We start from the raw sequence: 16,548 nt of genomic DNA on the forward strand, positions 1-16,548 counted from the left end.
GGCGCTCAGGAGGCCTCGGGGAGGGGGACGTCGGGGGGAGGGTCGGCCCGAGACTCGGCCTCGGCGGCACCCAGCAGGGCCCGCTGGCCGGCGACCGAGGCAGCCGAAACCGCCAGCGCCGCCAGGTGGTAGCCGACGGCGGCCGAGATCGCCCCGACCCGGGCGATCTCCCATCCCGCCCCCGATCCTCCCCCCCAGGCCACGACCCAGGCCAAGGCCACCGGCAGGAGGCCCGCCACCGGGATCGGCGCGGATCGCCTCAGGTTGCGGGCCGACCGGGCGCGGAACCGACCGGAGGGGGAGGGGTCGAGCCGACGGATCCGGCCGTCGGCCAGGATCATCCGGAGTCCCCCCTCGAGGTGGACAACCAGGCAGGCCAGCGTCGCGGCCAGACCGATCAGGGAGAGCGGGCCGGGGAGGCTGGGATCCGGGGCCAGCACCGCCGCGACGGCCGTCGCCACCAGAAGCACCCCGGCGATCGCCGCCAGGCCAAGCTCGATCCGATGCACCTTCCCGGCCCCGGCAGGAGGAACGCCCTCCCCGGCCGGCCCCCTTGGCCGATCGAGGACGGCCTCCGGATGTCCCAGGGTACGCCCCCGGGGCCCAATCGGCAACGCTCACCCGCCGCTCGGAGCCCCGGCCCGGTATTTGCTCCTGGCCCACCGCGGCTTTCCCTTCGGGAATCGGAACTGCGCTGCGGTGATGTTGCCGCCTGCCCCCGTTGGCCCATCCATCGAGGACGCCATGACTGGACCCAACCACGTCCGAGAGATGGTCCACGACCTCCGGAACCGGCTCACCGCCATCGCCTCCGCGGCGATCGCGATCCGCAAGTCCAATTTCGACCCAGAGTTGAGCGAAGAGATGGTCGAGATCATCCGCAACACCATCGACCGAGCCACCGAGACACTCAACGGCCTGTCCCAGGAGTATCCCGGCGAGGAGCGCTGACCTTCCGGCCGACGATCGAGCGGATCGCCCCGGGAACCCGGAGTCCCGGCACCGAAGGCCCCGATCGCGAGCGGGCCCAGTCGGGTCGGGTCGGGGAAGGCTTCCAGCGTCAGCGGCGAGCTCGGGCCGAGCGGACGATCGGCGTCTCCTCCAGGCGGTCGAGCTGCTCCATGAATCGGGGGCGGTTGCGGTAGGAGGCCCGGATCGAGGAGAGCAGGTCCTCCCACTCGCTTGGCCGGCCGACCTCCCGGTAGAGCGGCCGGAGCTTCTTCAGGTAGCCGGCGGCCGACTCGTAAGCCGACACCTGGGCGTGAGGGAGCTGGGCATCGAGCGCGGCCCGGTAAATCTCGATCGCGCGCTCCGGGTAGGCCTCGGCCACCGCCCCGGCGACCTGGCTGGCATAAGCCAGCGCCCCTCCCCACCCGAACCCGGATCCGGACTGCTCCCGAAGGCGGTCGAACCAGCGGAGCCCCTCGTCGGGCTGCCGGGCGGCAATCGCCATCAGCAATAGGACATCCAGGCGGGGCCTCGGCCTGGGGTCGAAGCGACGGGACGCCGCGAAGGCCGGCAGCAGGGAATCGGGCACCGGGAGCTCCCGCTCCGACTTCGACCGGATATGCCGCTCGATCTTCGCGTCCCACTCGGACCGGCTCCCGAGCGGCCGGGAGGAGGCCGATCGGCGTCGAGGGGCCGGGGCGGACTCGTCGTCTTCGTCGTCAGGAGCCTCGTCGTCTTCATCCCAGGGGAAGATGCCGCCCTCGTCGTCGAGCTCGTCCCAGCGGGGGTCGTCTTCGGAAACGAGCGGCACTTCCCGGCCGTCGGCGACCGCCTCCAGGTACTCGGCGATGACCGCGACGGCGTGCTTGCAAGCGACGCCGACCGGACAGGAGCAGTCCGAGGTCAGGAGAGGACGGGACCTCGTCCCGTCGAGGGAGACGGTCGTGACGTCGTCCTGGGTGCCCCGGACCGAGGCGAGCAGCTCCGCCTCGCTGGAGATCCCCAGGTCCCGGACCCTCCCCCCGCGCTGGTACGACCGGCCGCGCTGGACCGACCGGCTGCCGGCCCAGCGGTCGAGATGCTCCCAGGTCAGGTCGGTCCACGAGGCCGCCGATCCCTTCCCGAGGGGCTTCGTCGGCTTCTCCTCGGTCGTCGCCGCCGTCTTGCTCGCGTTGTTCGAAGGCGGCGTCCCGCCGGATCGCGATGCCCTGGCCAAGGCGTCCTCCTCGCGACGCCGGGGCCAATCCATGCCGGCGCCTTCGGGATCGGATGCGAACCGAGCGTCCCGTCTCGGCCCGGGGCTCCCGCTCCGATTCTGACCGATCCGGACCCGGAGGGACAGAGCGTCGGCGGGCCGATCGTCAGCGGAGCAGCCTCGGCGCCGGCAGCGGCGGGTGGCGATCCAGCAGCAGATCGGCCGAGAGCGGGTCGTAGGGCTGGAAGAATCGGGTCGCCAGGCGGTGCGACCCGAGAGCGCATTCCTTTTCGAGGATGTAATAGCGGTTGTACGCCTCGATCCTCCGGTTCACCGGCCCGAGGTCCAGCCCCCGCACGAACCGGGACCACCGCCGGTTGAACCGCTCGACGCTCGCCGCCAGGTCGCGAGCCACGGCCCTCCTCCTCCGGCCCGGCGCCGGGGAGTCGGCCCAGGACGGATCGGGGGCGCCGGCGATCGGCCAGAGCGGGGCGACCGGCCCCTCCAAGACATCGTCCCAGTCGTCGGGGCCGGTCGCCACCGAGGCCCATTGCCGGAGGCGAAGGACGACCATCTCCAGCATCCCCGACCGAGCCCGGGCGCATCGGCCGTGCAGGCGTGTGATCGCGTCCTCCAGGTCCTGCCCGCGTCGGGAGAACGAGGGGGCATCGAACAGGCCGAGCATTTGCTGGATCTCGGCCTCCACGGAGCCGAGCGGGCCGGTCGCATCTTCGGGTTCGGGGCCGGTGTCGGACATGGGAGGCTCGAGGGAGGGGTGATCGGCCGGTGGAGGACCAGGGCGGCCCGATGGTCGAGGTCGTCGAGCGAACTCCTCGGAGGGGACCGGAGCGTCGCCGATCTCGCGTCGGGTCCCGGGGAGGAGGCCCTGGGGGAAGTCAGCCATCGCCCCCGGGCCCGGGCTCGACCCGGAGCTCATCCCAGCGGGCAAGCCAGGCGAAGCGGGCGCCAAGCGCGATGGCCGCGAGCAGGGCGGCGTCGATCGTCCGTCGGATCAGGGCTCCCGGCCTCCAGGCCCCCGGGGGGGCGGCGTCGGGGAGGTGGTCAGCGCGTTGAGGCTGCGGCGGTAGTGCCAGGTCTGCCACTGCCGGCCGAACTGATCGGTGCGCTGCTCCCAGGCCTCGGCCGCGGCCTTCAGGGCGTCGGCGGGAGTCGCCTCGCCGGCCGAGGCCGAGGCGACGGCGCGGTCGAGGTCGGCAAGGTAGTCGGACGCCCCGGGGATGCGGAGCCCGACCACGACGCGATCGGCCAGGAAGGTCTTCGCCACCGCGTCGGACCAGTCCCGGCGGCTGAGCCCCGGCAGCTCGGCCCCTTGTGCGCTCCCCTGCCCGATCAGGGGGGACCGCACGGGGACTCCCGGGACTCGGGGGTCGATGCGGAGTCGGGCAGCGGTGTCGGGCTCGATCAGGTACCGGGCGAAGTCCTCGGCGGCGGCCGGCTCGGCCGAGTCGGCGGAGACGCCCACCAGCCAGCCGCCGCCGTCGGGCAGGTAGCCGGGCCGGTTGGGCGGGTCGGCCGCGTCGTAGGCCCCGCGCAGGGGCTCGAACATCCGAGGGGAGCCGGGCAGCCGGGCCACGCCCACCTCGGCCTCGTCCCCTGGTTCCAGCCAGGAGCCGGCGTGGTCGGCCCGGTCGATCAGCAGGGCCGCCTCGCCGGCTCGGAACGCGGCTCGGGCCGCCTCCGCGTCGAACCCGGCCATCCCCTCGGGGCCGGCGTCGCGGAGGGCGACCAGCGCCTCCATCGCCTCCTCGAAGGGAGGAGACGAGAGCCGGGGAGCCATCGAGTCGGGGTCGAACAGGAACGAGTAGTTGTCTCGGTGCAGCCCCAGGGCCGCCGCCCGGGCCAGGAACGTCTCGGCCCCGAGCCGCTCGGCCTCGTCGGCGCCGAGGGCCAGCGCGATCCCCGCCTCGGGCTCGCCGTCGCCGTCCCAGTCGCGGCCGTGCAGGAACCGGGCGAGGGCATCGAGGTGTTCCCAGGTCTCGGGGGCCTCCAGCGCGACGCCCGCCGCCTCGGCCTCGGCCCCAAGGCGATCGGTCTGGAACGCCGAGGCCCGGTAGGCCAGCACCAGGGCCGAGCCGGCGATCGGCAGCGCCACGCGATCCCCCCCGTAGCGGGAGACGGCCTGCCGGTACGGCTCGACGATCTGGTCGAACGCCAGGCCGTCCTCGGGGGGGGCGTCGGCCGTCGGGTCGTCCTCACCCTCCTGCCCTCCCGAGGAGGGGGGCGGGGGGGAAACCAGGGCCTCCGGCAGGGTCCGGAGGCCCTCGGCGACCATCTCGCCGAGGAGGTCCCCGGGGAAGACGAGGACGTCATACCCCGAACGAGCGCCGGGGTCGGCCTCGGAGGCGCTGTCGGCCGAGGTGATCGAGACGGATCCTCCCCGGCGGCGTTCCCATTCTCCCCGGCGGTCGTCCAGGGCCTCGGCCAGTTCGGGGGCCCCGAGCACAAGGACCGACAGCGCGACCCCCGCGTAGGGCTCGACCGGCTCGGCCGGCACCCCGCCCCGTCCCCCGCAGCCCGACACCGTGATCGCCCCGGCCGCCAGCGCGACCATCGCCGAGTTGACCCATCCCCGACCGCTTCCGATCGCCATGCGTCGCGCCCGCCCCGTCTCCCCGAGCCCCGCCGCGCCGCCCCTCGCGACCGCCGGCCGGGCCCCGGGCCTCAGACCGATCCGTTCCGATCCGACCATCGTATGCCGGCGCCCGGAGCCGGTCAAACCGACGCGCCCCGTCGTCTCGACGCCACAAGGGTTTTGACACCGCCCGACCAATTCCGAATAAAGGAATGGGTGAGCCGGCCCGTTGGACATCGTTCCCCGTCCGCGGCGGAGGTCGCGGGAGAGGGAACGGCGATCGGGGGCCGCTCGCGAGTCGGAGGCGGGCCTCGACGATCCCCGACGCGTCTCGAACCGCTCCCCGAGGAGCAAGGATCCCGGTCATGGCGATCCGAGTCGTCTGCCCGTCGTGCGGCCGGCGCGGCAAGGTGCCCGACGCCGCCCGAGGGGCCGCCATCCGGTGCCCGGCCTGCGGCGTCTCCTCCCCCTTCGGCTCCCTCTCCCCCGTCGACCTGCCCGAGCCGGCCCCGGTCCCCCTCGTCGAGCCCCCCCCCTGGCAGTCGAAACGGGGAGTCGAGGACAGCGGCCTCGTGGTCGTCCCGCCGCCGAGAGCGGCATCGGGTCCGCTGCACATCGCCCTGGGCATCTGCGGGTTGGTGATGCTGGGGATGCTCGGGATCATCATCGACCTGACCCGGGATCGCGACCGCACGCCCGACGGCTCCTCGGTGGCCTCGGTCGCCGAGGAGCCCCGGCCGGCCGACCCGGCCCCCGCCTTCCTGCCGGGAGAGCCGCTCGGGGGGCCCGGCGGCGGCGGGCCGGAGGGGATCGCCCCCGTGGCGGGGGAAGCCATCGAGCCGGATCGGGCCGACGCCGACCGGCCAGCGCCGGTCCCCGCCGCCCCGGTCCAGCCGCCGGCCGAGGTCGCTCCGGTCGACCTGCCCGGCCGGGCGCTCTCGACGGCCGAGATCGTCGAGCGTTGCGAGCCCTCGGTGGCGCTGATCGAGGGGGCGATGTCCAGCGGCACCGGCTTCCTCGTCGGGCCGGGCCTGCTGGCGACCAACGCTCACGTCATCGAGTCGGAGCTGATCGCCTCCCTCCAGGTCCGCTTCCCCTCCGCTCCCGGGGGCCAGGCCGGGCCGATGCCCGCCGAGCTGCTGTTCGAGGACCGGGAGCGCGACCTGGCCTTGCTCCGGGTGCCGTCGAGCCTGCCGCCGCTGGTCGTGGCGGCCGAGCACCGCTACATCAAGGGGGAGGACGTGACGGTGATCGGCAACCCGGGCGTCGGCGGCGAGCTGATCCTGGAGAACGCCATCAGCAAGGGGGTGATGAGCAGCCGGGCCGTCATCGACGGCCAGGAGTACATCCAGCTCGGCATCGCCATCAACCCGGGCAACTCCGGAGGCCCGGTCTTCGACGCGAGAGGGGAGGTCATCGGCGTGGCCACGCTGAAGACCGCCGAGGAGGAAGCGCTCGGCTTCTGCATCCCCGTGGCGGACCTCAACCGCGCCCTCGATCGGGTCCGCCACCAGGGCGAGGTGGACGCCCGGCTCGCCGCCGCCCGGCACCGCCCGGGGGCGCTGTTCCACCTGCTGGTGACCGCCGGCGCCATCCACGCCGTGGGGCTCGACCGCCATGTCATCGCCTGGAACGACGCCCGGGGCGGGTCGATCCGCCAGCTCATCGCGGCCGACCCCGAGCTGGCCAAGCTCCGCGAAGGGCTCGACGCCTTCCACAGCACCGTCGAGGAGCCCCTGGAAGACGAGGGCCGCCGCCTCCGCCTCGACCCCGACGTGCCCGACGACGTGAAGGATGGCGTCACCCGTCTGGCCGCCAGCTACGCCCAGTTCCGCCAGATCCTCTCCCGCCCCCCCGACGACTTCGGCACGCTGCTCCGCCGCGTCTCCTCGGCCGAATCGACCCACCTGGACCTGACCCGGGCCCTCGGCCGGAGGCTCGACATCGAGGTCGACGAGAACCTGCTTGCCGCCCTCGCCCCGCTCCAGGTCGAGTCCAGCGGCGGGGGCCGAGCCTTGCAGGACATCCCCAACAGTTTCCCCGAGGTTCCCCCCGGCTTCGGCTCCTTCCGCGAGCGCTTCGGCGTCCCGAACATCCCCCGGTCGCCCCGCATGAGTCCCCACGGCCAGTTCGTCCCCAACTTCCCGTGAGAGCCCCCCGGCCGGGCGAACGGGAGCTGGATCCGGGCCGAGCACCGTTCGGGACCATCCGGACGGCCCCCACCACCCGACGGGGACCGCGGCGGAATCCCCCCCGCTCGGCCGAGCCTCCAGAGCTTCAGGTCGGCGATCCCCCGCCCGATCGTTCCCCCAGAACACACCGGCCGACCGGGTGAGGAACACCGCGAGACCGCCGTTCCTCGGGGCACGACGCGCGGGTCCTCGACCACCCGGCAACCCGGCTCGGGGCTGCCATCGCCCGGATGTTGGAATTATGATGAACAGCACCGGCCCGGACCCGATCCCGGGCCGGACGACCGCCGAGCCCGCCCCCGCCCCCCCCCCGATCGACCCCCGCCGGAGCCTCCCCGATGAGCCCACCATGCCCGAACGGGCCCGAGCGCCGGGCCGGAGCCCGAGCGATCGCAGCGATGATGTTCCTGGTCGTCTTGCCGGCATCGACCCGGGCCGACTGGCCTCGGCACCGGCTCGACGGCGCCTTCCCTCCCGGCGGCAGGGCGGGCGAGTCGGTCGAGATCCGGCTCATCGGCGGCGACCTGGACGCGGTTGAGGGGCTCTGGTTCGACCACCCCGGCATCGAGGCCGACCGGATCGAGGGGGACGAGAAGCCGCCGAGGTTCCGGGTGACGATCGCGCCGGACGCCCCGATCGGCCTGCACGACGTCCGGGCCGTCGGCCCGCTCGGCGTGAGCAACCCCCGGGCGTTCGTCATCGGCGATCGGCCCGAGGCGGTCGAGGCCGAGCCGAACAACAACCCGGGGGAGGCGGGGCCAATCGCGATCGGCTCGGTCGTCAATGGCCAGATCAACGGCGCGACGGATGTCGACTGGTTCACCTTCAACGGCCGGGCCGGCCAGCGGGTGCTCATCCGCCTCGATGCCTTCCGCCTGGACGGCACCCTCGACGGCGAGGTCCGCCTCTTCGACGCCAGCGGCCGAGAGCTGGCCTACGGCCACGACGACCTCGGCCAGGATCCCTTCGTCGACGCCACCCTGCCGGCCGACGGCACCTATCGCATCGAGGTTCGCGACGTTGTCTATTCCGGAGCCCCCGCTCACCTCTACCGCCTGACCCTGCACGACGGGCCGCATGTCGACGCGGTTGTGCCCCGGGCCATCGCGCCGGGAGAGACGGCGACGGTTTCGCTGCTCGGCCGGAACCTGGGCGGCGAGCCGACCGGGACGCTGCTGCCGGACGGGCTCCCCCTTGAACGCCTGGAGGTGACGATCACCGCCCCTCCCGAGGCCGCTTTCGACCCCGACCGGCCGGGCGTCGGCCACCAGAGCAGCGCCGGCGGCGGCGTCGCCGGGTTCTGGTATACCTTCGAGAATGATCGAGGAACCGCCGAGCCCGTCTTCATCTCCCAGGCACTCGCCCCGGTCGTCGTCGAGCAGGAACGCGGGACCGGCGGCGCCCCCCCGCGGCTGGAGCCGCCTTGCGACGTCTCGGGAGACTTCCTCGAGGTCGGCGACGCCGACTCCTATCGCTTCGAGGCGAAGAAAGGCCAGGTCTGGATCATCGAGGTCTTCGCCGATCGGATCGGCTCCCCTGTCGATGCGAGCCTGCTCGTGCAACAGATCCGGGAGGACGGCAGCGTCGTCCGAGACATCGGCGAGGCCGACGACCTGGGAGACCCCGGCACTGGTCCCCGGTTCGGCACCGGCACGGTCGACCCGATCCTCCGGTTTCAGGCGCCGGAAGACGGGCTCTATCAGGTCTTCGTCGGCGACCTGTTCAACGCCACGGTCCCGGCGCCGGGAGCCGTCTACCGGCTGGTCATCCGCCCCGAGCGGCCGGACTTCCTCCTCTTCACCGCCCCCAGCGATCCCGGAAGCCCCGAGGGGGTCACGCTCCATGCCGGCGGCCGGGCGACGGCCTCCGTGCTGGCCCACCGGCTCGACGGCTTCGCTCGGCCGATCCGGGTCGAGGCCGAGGGCCTGCCGGCGGGCGTCTCGGCCGAGCCGGTGGTGATCGCCGCCAACCAGGCCGTCGCGCCGATCGTCTTCGCCGCCTCCGACGGGGCACCGCCCAAGCTCGGCACCGTCCGCCTGGTCGGCCGGCCGCTGGCCGAGGACGGCTCCCCCGCCGACGGGCCGGCCCGGGTCGCCGTCGCCGGCTCGATCACCCGAGGCCCGGCCCCCGTCGCCCCGGCCCGGGTCACCCGAGGCCTGGTGCTCGCCGTCCGCCCCGACGCTCCGATCCTGCTCTCGGCCTCCCCCTCGGAGGTGGTCGTCTCCCAGGGCGAGCAGGTCGAGCTAACGGCCCGGGTCGCCCGACGCCCGGGCGTCGAGGCCGAGATCCAGGTGTCGGCCGACGCCCTCCCCAACAACGTCGGCGCCGACACCCCCAAGATCGAGAAGGACAAGGACGAGGCGACGCTCACGCTCACCGTCCCCGGCAACGCCGAGCCCGGCATCTACACCGTGCTGCTCCGAGGCACCGGCAAGGTCTCCGTCCCCGACCCAGTCAACCCGGGACAGGCCCGCGAGGTGGACCTGAATGAGCCGTCGAACCCGATCACGCTGACGATCACGAAGAAGTAACCCCCGATCGCATGAACAGGACTCGCATCATGAGACTGCGTCCGACGCTGGCCGCGCTGCTCGCCACCACGATGGCCGCCGGCCTCGCCCGGTCCCAGGACGGCCCGATCGAGCCGCTCGTGCCCGATCGGGAGGAGCCGGTGAGCTACATCACCGAGGTGATCGACGTGCTCGACGCCCGCTGCTCCGGCTGCCACAACTCCGCCCTGGCCGAGAACGGGCTGAACCTGGAGGAGGTCGCCCTGATGCTCGAGGGGGGCGACTCCGGCCCGGCGATCGTGCCCGGAAACGCGGACGAGAGCCTGCTGTTCCAGATGGCCGCGCACCGGGTCAAGCCGTTCATGCCTCCGGTCGAGGATAGCCTGGACCCGATGACCCCCGAGGAGCTGGGCCTGCTGAAGCTCTGGATCGACCAGGGGGCGAAGGACGACACGGCCGAGATGCTCGCCGCGATGGACTCGGACGCCGAGGCGATCACGCTCGGCGAGCTGCCGCCGGGGGTCAACCCGGTGCTGGCGGTCGACCTGACCGCCGACGGCGGCGCGGTCGCCGTCGGACGGGCGAACGTGGTCCAGGTGTTCGACCCGAGGTCGGGCCTGGAGGTCGTCCGCCTCGGCGGCCACCAGGACCTGATCCAGTCGGTTCGCTACAGCCCCGACGGCTCGAAGCTGGCCGCGGGCAGCTACCGGATCGCCACCGTCTGGGAGGCTCCCGTCGGCTCCCTGGCGAAGGCGTTCGAGGGCCACTCGGCGAAGGTCAACGCCGTGGTCGCGTCGTCGGACGGGAAGACGATCGTCTCCGGCTCCGAGGACGGCTCGATCCGGATCTGGGACGCCGCCGAGGGGGCCCAGACCCGGCAGATCGACCAGCCGGGCAAGGCGCCGGTGCTGGCCCTCGCCCTGGCTCCCGACGCCTCGGTCGTCTCGGCGACCGCGCCGGACGGGATGGTCCGGCTCTGGAACGTGAATGATGGCGCGATGATCGGCGAATGGAAGGCGCACGAGGGCCCGGCCCGCGCCGTCTCGTTCGTCGGGCCGGGCGGGGAGCGGCTGGCCTCGGCCGGCGAGGACGGGATCACCCGGATCTGGTCGCTCCCCGGCGGCCCCTCCTCGGCCCCGGCCGAGGGGGCGACGCCGGTTGAGCTGGCCGGGCACGAGGGGGCGGTGCTCGCCTTGGCCAGCTCGCCGGGCGGGTCGCTGCTCGTCACCGGGGGAGCCGACGGCTCGGTGCGGCTCTGGAACCCCGAGTATGGCTGGGAGGTCCGGTCCATCGAGGCGCACGACGGGCCGGTCCGGGCGCTGGCGATGGCGCCGGACGGCGAGGCGCTGCTCAGCGGCTCGGACGACGGCACCGTCCGGCTCTGGTCAGTGCGAGACGGCTCCCCCGGGTCCGGGCTGACGGGCCTGGACGGTGGCGTCCGAGCCGTCGCCTTCTCCCCGGGAGGAGATCGCGTGGCCGCATCGGGCTCAACGGGCCTGAAGGTCTGGGAGGCGGGCACGGGGGTCGGCGTGGTGGCCTTCGGGCACGTCTCGGCCGACAAGCCGGGCCAGGCGTCTCCGGTCAACGCGCTGGCGTTTGCTGGAGACGGGACGATCGCCTCCGGCGCCGACGACTCGACGCTGAAGCTCTGGACCTTCTCCGGCCGCTGGGCCCCCTCGGCCACCCTCGGGCCGCACACCTTCCGCGTGCTGGCGATCGACTTCAGCCCGGACGGCACGCTCATCGCCACCGGCGGCGGCGCGCCGGCCGGCTCCGGTGAGGTGAAGCTCTGGGACGCGGCCTCCGGCTCGCTCCTGCTCGACCTGCCGGAGCTGCACTCCGACACCGTCTTCGGCCTCCGCTTCCGCCCCGACGGCTCCTTCCTGGCCAGCGGCGCGGCCGACAAGTTCGTGCGCGTGGTCGCCGTCCCCTCGGGAGAGTTGACGAAAACCTTCGAGGGGCACACCCACCACGTCATGTCCGTCGACTGGAACGCCGACGGCACCCAGCTCGTCAGCGGAGGGGCCGACAAGGTGCTGAAGTTCTGGGACTTCGAGAAGGGAGAGCAGCTCCGCACCGCGCAGGAGGCCGGCAACCAGGTGACCTCCGTCCGCTGGATTCCCGGCAAGGACGAGGTGCTCGGCGCCTCGGGAGACAAGACCGTCCGCGTCTGGAACGCCGGCAACGGCCGCATCCAGCGCTCGCTCAACGGCCCGACCGATTACGTCCACGGCGTCGACTGCTCGGCCGACGGCACGATCGTCGTCGCCGGCGACGACACCGGCGCCGTCTTCTTCTGGCGGAGCGACACCGCCCAGCCCTTCCGCACGATCGCCCCTCCCGAGGGCGATCGGCCGGAGCCGGAGTTGACCGCCGGGACGCAGGAGTAAGACCGGCCCGGCGGAGCGGCCCGTCATCGATCGGGTCGCCCCTGGCCGATGGCTGAATGGCGCCGGGCGACGGGCCGGCCCGGATCGAGATCCTCGCATCCGATCCGGGCCGGCCCGTCGCCTGTTGGTGTCATCCGGCCGCTTGGCGACCGGACGATCACAACACCCTCCGCGATGATCCGTCGTCAGCTCAGCCCGGCAGCTTCTGATAGCCGGGCGTGACCTCGGAGACATTCGGCGAGAAGTCGGCCTCGGCCCGGCCGGTGACGACGTTCAGGCCGCCGATGAGCAGGCCCTGGTACTTGGGGTTGGTCCAGACGTCCTCTCGGTGGCCCATCGAGGTGTAGAAGACTCGGCCGTCGCCGAAGCGCTTGACCCAGGTATTGGGGTAGTCGGGGCGCTCGTAGTCGTTGGCTCGGCCGCTCCGCATGCCCTCGGTGAGCTGGACCATGATCGCGTGGATCTGATCGGACATGTTGCGGAAGGCATACCATTCGTCGTTGATCTCGAACTCCGAGCCGAAGGCCCCGGCGCCGGGGAAGCCCTCATCGACGACGCGGAGCCTGGCGACTTGTTGCGGCCCGTGGGAGATGAACTCGCCGCCGATCATCTCGATGTAGGGCGTGGGGCCCTCACCCGGGGGGCTGTGGAAGGTGTCGGTGGCGCAGTGGATGCCAACGAACCCCTTGCGGCCGGACCGGATCGCCTCGAGCAGGGCGTCTCGGCCCTCGGGGGACATCGGCGGCATGGTGTCGGTGCCGGGCTGGGTGAGGTCGCCGGTGGTGTAGAAGACGAAGGCGTCCCACTCGTCCAGGCGGTCGGGCTGGAACAGGCGGCCGTCCTTGGAGGCGGTCACGTCGAAGCCGTGCTCCTTGCCGATCTCGATGAGGATCGTCTCGGCGTGGGCCAGCTCGTCGCCCGCCCGGGTGATGACCGAGTGCTGGAAGCCGGCGCTCTTGGTGAAGAAGAGCACCTTCTTGCGGTCGCCGTCCTGGGCGCCGAGCAGCGTTCGCGAGAAGGCGGAGGCGCCCAGGGCGGCGGCCCCGGAAGCCATCAGCATGCGGCGACGGTTCAGGATCATGGTCGTTGCTCCCGGTCGATGTCGCGCCGATTAACGAGGGGAGGGAGGAGCCGGCGGCCGGCCGAGGGGCCGGCCTTCGGTCGCATGATACCCCGGCTCGGGGGCGTCGCCAGGGGGGAGCGGCGGCGGCCGGGGGGAAAATCGCTTGTCCCCCTGGGACGATCCGGGTAACCTCCAGTGCTCCATCACGGAACGCCGACACGTCGCCGGCCCGTCCCGGCGGGAGCCGGCGGCCCGGAGGGCCAACTGCGATCGGATCGATCGGGACGATCCTCCGGATAGACCCCTCTCGTCGAGTCGAGCAACCGACCGCCCGCGGTCGGGGAGATACGGATGTCGCTACCTGCTTCGACCCTGCCGCCCTCCGTCGACCTCGGCCAGTTGGACCGGCTCTGCACCTCGATCCGCGGCAAGCTCCAGTTCATGGACTACCTCGTCCGAGCCGCCGTGGCCGACGTCGAGCGTTTCGAGGGCGAGTCCGATCCGGGCACCCGGATCTTTCTCCGCCAGCTGATCGAGATGCACGCCTCGAACCTGGCCGTCGAGTGCGAGAACATGCGGCTGGTGGGCGAGCTCTGCGGCGCGCTCGAGTCGCTCGTCAACGCCGACCACGGGCACTCCCCCAACGGCTTCGGATCGGAGGACGCGGCATGAGTTCCCGCACCGTCGAGTCCCCCGGCCCGGCCAACGGCGTCCGCCCCGCCGGCTCCGGACCCGGCTCCGGGCCGCGCGAGGCCGATTCCCGAGGCGCCGACCGCCTCGCCCCGGCTGGCGGTTCCCCCGAGTTGCACCGCGCCCTCGCCGAGGTCAAGGGGCAGGCCCAGTTCCTCCTCTACCTCGCCGACCAGATCGAGGAATCCCTCCAGCAATTCGCCGAGGACCAGTCCGACGCCTCGCACGCCGCCTTCCTCTGCAAGGTGCTCAGCATGTACTCCAGCCAGCTCGAGCTGAAGTACCAGAGCCTCGGCGAGCGCGTCGCCGAAACCTGCCAGGAAGTCTACCTCACCGTCCGAGAACGCGACGCCGGCTGACTCCCTCCGACCGAAGCCCGGCCCGAGCCGGTTCCTCAACCGCCTCGCCTCGGCGGGTCCGATCGATTCCCGGCCCGGCCCAGAGCGGGGCGAGGGCCGGCGCCTCCGCTCCGGAATCAGCCCCGTCCACCCGGTGATTTCCCCGCGCTCCGGCACGCATCCTGGTCGCCCCGGCCGGGACGCCGGGGACGCCTTCCCACCACTGAGGTCCCGGAAGGGCCCGGCCAGCAAGGCCCCTCATCGCAGGATGCCCGAGGTTCGTCGCGTCCCTGACCTTGCCGATCGGGACCGCCTCGGCGCCGAGCACCACCTCCCCCGGATCCCGCCGGATTCCTCACCGGACGGCCTTCGAGGGCACGATCCCTCCCGAAGGGGCCGGGAGGCCGGGACTGAATCGAGCCCCGCATCGAGATCGAGATCGAGATCGAGATCGAGCGTCTGTCGGGGCTGGGGGCGAGACACCCCCATCCTCCCCAGCCCCACCTCGTGCGTCGGTCCGATCGGGATGGATCAGTAGGGTGTATAGATGTAGGGTCGATCCGGGTAGGCCTCCCGGAGTTGATCGCTCAGCTCGGCGACCTCGGAAGGCTCGATCGGGCGCGTCTTCTTGAACAGGTAGACTTCGATCCCCTGCTCGATGGTGAACGTCTCGGGGAGCCGCTCGAAGGCCCGGGCGATCCCCGTCCCTTCCAGGAAATGCCTGGCCGGGATGCCGACGATCCGCTGGTCGGACGGGTCGAGGTGGTACTGGATCGGCGACGCGACGACGACCAGGTCCGCCTGGAGGAGTTCCCTGGGGAAGCTGTTCGTCTTGTCGACGATGCACCACCGGCCAATCACCCGGTTGGCGGAGGGGAACGGCATCCGCAGAGAAGGCCCGGCGTGGATCAGGTGATCGGCCGAGATGGAGATCGAGGAGGCCAGGACGTAGACCTTGCCGTCCGTCCCGGCGAGATGCTCCTCGATCGCCGAGTTCAGCCGGATGAACGCGTCCAGGTCGTGCCGAACCAGGGGTTGGCAGCGCTCGGGCAGGAGGCCGGCGATCGGTTCGATCAACGGCCGGGCGGCGCCGCAGTACGTTGGCACCGAGACAGTGAGCCCGATCGCCAGCAGCCCGCCCAGCCAGCCGGCCCGGAGCGTCCGGTTCGGCAGCAGGCCGGCGATCCTCGTCGCGGCGACGCAGCAAACCAGCAGGTAGCCCGGAAGGAGCATGTACAATTGATGCATCATCAGGAACTGGATCCGGAAGAACAGGGCGACGATGAGGACCGCCTGCGCCCCCACGAACAGGCTCATCCGGCGGGTCGATCGGCCCGCCGCGAGGTACAGGAGCGAGGCCACCCCGAGGAGCGTCGGCAGCCACCCGAACGGCCGGAACGAGAGCGTCAGGTTGCCGATCAGCCCTCCTCCTCGGTTGTAGGCGGAATAGATGTCGGCGAAATCGGTTTCCAGGACCCGTCGGACCATCGGCATCGCGAGGCCCGCCAGGACCGCGAACGCGACCAGCCCCATGACCGGCACCGGCAGGGTCAGCCGGGCGAGGCGACGCCAGTCGAAGCCGTTCCTCCGCAGGTCCATCACGGCGAGCACGGCCCGATCCAGCGCCGAGATGGCCAGGAACGCGACCACCCAGTACGCATACCATCTCCGGAAGATGAAGAGCCCCGCCAGCAACACCCCGATCGCGAAATAGGCCGGATGATAAGAGCGCCGATCCGTCGAGGAGAAGTAGAGCCAGAGCACGACCAGGGCCATCGCCATCCCACCGGCCTCGGGATACCCGCGCAGGATGGGAACCCAGAACGCCGGCAGCAGCAGCAAGGCCGCGGCGGGCACCAGCTCGAGCCACCACCCCGCCCGGGCCGACTCCCGCTCGCTCCAGAAGCCGCGGACGAGGATCATCAGCCCGAGCAGGCAGGCTCCCCCGTAGATGTTGGTCACCGCCAGTTCGTAAGACAGCCGGCTTTCCCCCGCCAGCCGCATCCAGGTCCCCAGAGGGACGGCGGCCAGGAGGTTCTGGTCCTTCGTCCGGATCGTCTCGAAGACCTCGCCGATGGACCGCCAGAACGACTGGGACTGGAGCGACATGTACTGTCTCGACCACTCCCACCAGCCGGCGCCGTCGTAGTAGTAGAGGAACTGCTCATTGTTGACGAAGAGCGCGACGCCCAGGTTGGCGACGAACAGGAACCCGAGCACCCCGACGACCGACATCACCCCCAGCGGCCGGATCGCCGGGGCGGCTCTCCCCGACGGGCGGGTGGAGGGATCGGCGCCGGGCTCGCCGAGGAGCGGGCGCTCGCCGACGAATCGGTCATGGGGGAAGACCGCCGACCGCTGGCGTCCGGTTCTGGAGATCATCGCGTCCGTCCTTGGAGGATCGAGGCGCTCGCGTCGCGGATCCGGTGCGACGCCGCCGACCCGAAAAGGAATCGGCGATCAAGGAGCGGCAGGCGCTCCCGTGCATAAGTATACGCCGGCTGATCATCTTGAGAATCGGGCGACCGGTCAAGAGGAACCGGCCGGCCGGCAACGCGAGCCGAGGAGGCCAGGGCGGGTGGGAATTCCTCCCCAATTCCGCCGGCCTCCGGCGAAGGAGACTGGAGGA

General features: G+C 72.2%; 12 protein-coding genes. 6 read left to right on the forward strand and 6 right to left on the reverse strand.

The features are described 5' to 3' along the window. Positions 1–5 precede the first annotated feature (5 nt). A complete protein-coding gene (locus TsocGM_RS10480) occupies positions 6–509 on the reverse strand; it encodes a hypothetical protein (RefSeq protein WP_126725285.1) in 504 nt (167 codons plus the stop codon). Between the two features lie 235 nt (positions 510–744). On the opposite strand from TsocGM_RS10480, the gene TsocGM_RS10485 reads away from it, so the two are divergent. After that, positions 745–951 carry a histidine kinase dimerization/phospho-acceptor domain-containing protein gene (locus TsocGM_RS10485; RefSeq protein WP_126725286.1) on the forward strand — a complete coding sequence of 69 codons (207 nt, stop codon included), beginning with the start codon at positions 745–747 and terminating at the stop codon, positions 949–951. Between the two features lie 109 nt (positions 952–1,060). Here TsocGM_RS10485 and TsocGM_RS10490 read toward each other — a convergent pair whose 3' ends face one another. From TsocGM_RS10490 to TsocGM_RS10500, 3 genes are all read right to left on the reverse strand, one after another. After that, complete coding sequence (locus TsocGM_RS10490; RefSeq protein WP_126725288.1) at positions 1,061–2,197, reverse strand: SWIM zinc finger family protein; 1,137 nt, start codon at positions 2,195–2,197, stop codon at positions 1,061–1,063. A 112-nt stretch (positions 2,198–2,309) separates the two neighbouring features. Then, positions 2,310–2,900, reverse strand: a complete 591-nt coding sequence (locus tag TsocGM_RS10495; RefSeq protein WP_126725291.1) for a hypothetical protein — start codon at positions 2,898–2,900, stop codon at positions 2,310–2,312. Between the two features lie 255 nt (positions 2,901–3,155). Beyond that, positions 3,156–4,754 carry an extracellular solute-binding protein gene (locus tag TsocGM_RS10500; RefSeq protein WP_261341635.1) on the reverse strand — a complete coding sequence of 533 codons (1,599 nt, stop codon included), beginning with the start codon at positions 4,752–4,754 and terminating at the stop codon, positions 3,156–3,158. Positions 4,755–5,101: 347 nt separating this feature from the next. Here TsocGM_RS10500 and TsocGM_RS10505 point away from each other — a divergent pair, with 347 nt between their 5' ends. The 3 genes from TsocGM_RS10505 to TsocGM_RS10515 all read left to right on the forward strand — a co-directional run bounded on the left by TsocGM_RS10505 (position 5,102) and on the right by TsocGM_RS10515 (position 11,828). Next, on the forward strand, positions 5,102–6,886 hold the full coding sequence (locus TsocGM_RS10505) for a trypsin-like peptidase domain-containing protein (RefSeq protein ID WP_126725292.1): 1,785 nt from the start codon (positions 5,102–5,104) through the stop codon (positions 6,884–6,886). Positions 6,887–7,266: 380 nt separating this feature from the next. Then, positions 7,267–9,459 carry a PPC domain-containing protein gene (locus TsocGM_RS10510; protein ID WP_126725294.1) on the forward strand — a complete coding sequence of 731 codons (2,193 nt, stop codon included), beginning with the start codon at positions 7,267–7,269 and terminating at the stop codon, positions 9,457–9,459. A 29-nt stretch (positions 9,460–9,488) separates the two neighbouring features. Next, the gene (locus TsocGM_RS10515) at positions 9,489–11,828 is read left to right on the forward strand and encodes a WD40 domain-containing protein (RefSeq protein WP_158633482.1); all 2,340 of its coding nucleotides are present in this window, start codon (positions 9,489–9,491) and stop codon (positions 11,826–11,828) included. A gap of 190 nt (positions 11,829–12,018) precedes the next feature. Here the strand turns inward: TsocGM_RS10515 and TsocGM_RS10520 are convergent, their stop codons facing one another. After that, complete coding sequence (locus tag TsocGM_RS10520) at positions 12,019–12,909, reverse strand: ThuA domain-containing protein (protein ID WP_126725297.1); 891 nt, start codon at positions 12,907–12,909, stop codon at positions 12,019–12,021. A 333-nt stretch (positions 12,910–13,242) separates the two neighbouring features. Between TsocGM_RS10520 and TsocGM_RS10525 the strand changes: the two genes are divergently transcribed. Together TsocGM_RS10525 and TsocGM_RS10530 are read left to right on the forward strand one after the other, a co-directional pair. Beyond that, positions 13,243–13,563 (forward strand): hypothetical protein, encoded by a 321-nt coding sequence (locus tag TsocGM_RS10525; RefSeq protein WP_126725299.1) that lies wholly within the window; start codon positions 13,243–13,245, stop codon positions 13,561–13,563. Then, positions 13,560–13,940: a hypothetical protein gene (locus TsocGM_RS10530; protein WP_126725301.1), complete on the forward strand. Its 381-nt coding sequence runs from the start codon at positions 13,560–13,562 to the stop codon at positions 13,938–13,940. Before TsocGM_RS10525 ends, TsocGM_RS10530 begins: the two co-directional genes overlap by 4 nt. 510 nt (positions 13,941–14,450) lie before the next feature. On the opposite strand, the gene TsocGM_RS10535 is transcribed toward TsocGM_RS10530, so the two are convergent. Next, a complete protein-coding gene (locus tag TsocGM_RS10535) occupies positions 14,451–16,301 on the reverse strand; it encodes a hypothetical protein (RefSeq protein ID WP_126725302.1) in 1,851 nt (616 codons plus the stop codon). Between the last annotated feature and the right edge of the window lie 247 nt (positions 16,302–16,548).

The sequence above is a fragment of the Tautonia sociabilis genome (assembly GCF_003977685.1).
Taxonomy (GTDB): domain Bacteria; phylum Planctomycetota; class Planctomycetia; order Isosphaerales; family Isosphaeraceae; genus Tautonia; species Tautonia sociabilis.

What these genes read in the sequence shown, in the direction of transcription:
- TsocGM_RS10505 (WP_126725292.1), top strand. Translation starts at nt 5,102, where the DNA reads ATGGCGATCCGAGTCGTCTGCCCGTCGTGCGGCCGGCGCGGCAAGGTG.
- TsocGM_RS10535 (WP_126725302.1), bottom strand. Translation starts at nt 16,301, where the DNA reads ATGATCTCCAGAACCGGACGCCAGCGGTCGGCGGTCTTCCCCCATGAC.
- TsocGM_RS10515 (WP_158633482.1), top strand. Translation starts at nt 9,489, where the DNA reads ATGAGACTGCGTCCGACGCTGGCCGCGCTGCTCGCCACCACGATGGCC.
- TsocGM_RS10485 (WP_126725286.1), top strand. Translation starts at nt 745, where the DNA reads ATGACTGGACCCAACCACGTCCGAGAGATGGTCCACGACCTCCGGAAC.
- TsocGM_RS10495 (WP_126725291.1), bottom strand. Translation starts at nt 2,900, where the DNA reads ATGTCCGACACCGGCCCCGAACCCGAAGATGCGACCGGCCCGCTCGGC.
- TsocGM_RS10525 (WP_126725299.1), top strand. Translation starts at nt 13,243, where the DNA reads ATGTCGCTACCTGCTTCGACCCTGCCGCCCTCCGTCGACCTCGGCCAG.
- TsocGM_RS10520 (WP_126725297.1), bottom strand. Translation starts at nt 12,909, where the DNA reads ATGATCCTGAACCGTCGCCGCATGCTGATGGCTTCCGGGGCCGCCGCC.
- TsocGM_RS10510 (WP_126725294.1), top strand. Translation starts at nt 7,267, where the DNA reads ATGAGCCCACCATGCCCGAACGGGCCCGAGCGCCGGGCCGGAGCCCGA.
- TsocGM_RS10490 (WP_126725288.1), bottom strand. Translation starts at nt 2,197, where the DNA reads ATGGATTGGCCCCGGCGTCGCGAGGAGGACGCCTTGGCCAGGGCATCG.
- TsocGM_RS10530 (WP_126725301.1), top strand. Translation starts at nt 13,560, where the DNA reads ATGAGTTCCCGCACCGTCGAGTCCCCCGGCCCGGCCAACGGCGTCCGC.
- TsocGM_RS10500 (WP_261341635.1), bottom strand. Translation starts at nt 4,754, where the DNA reads ATGGCGATCGGAAGCGGTCGGGGATGGGTCAACTCGGCGATGGTCGCG.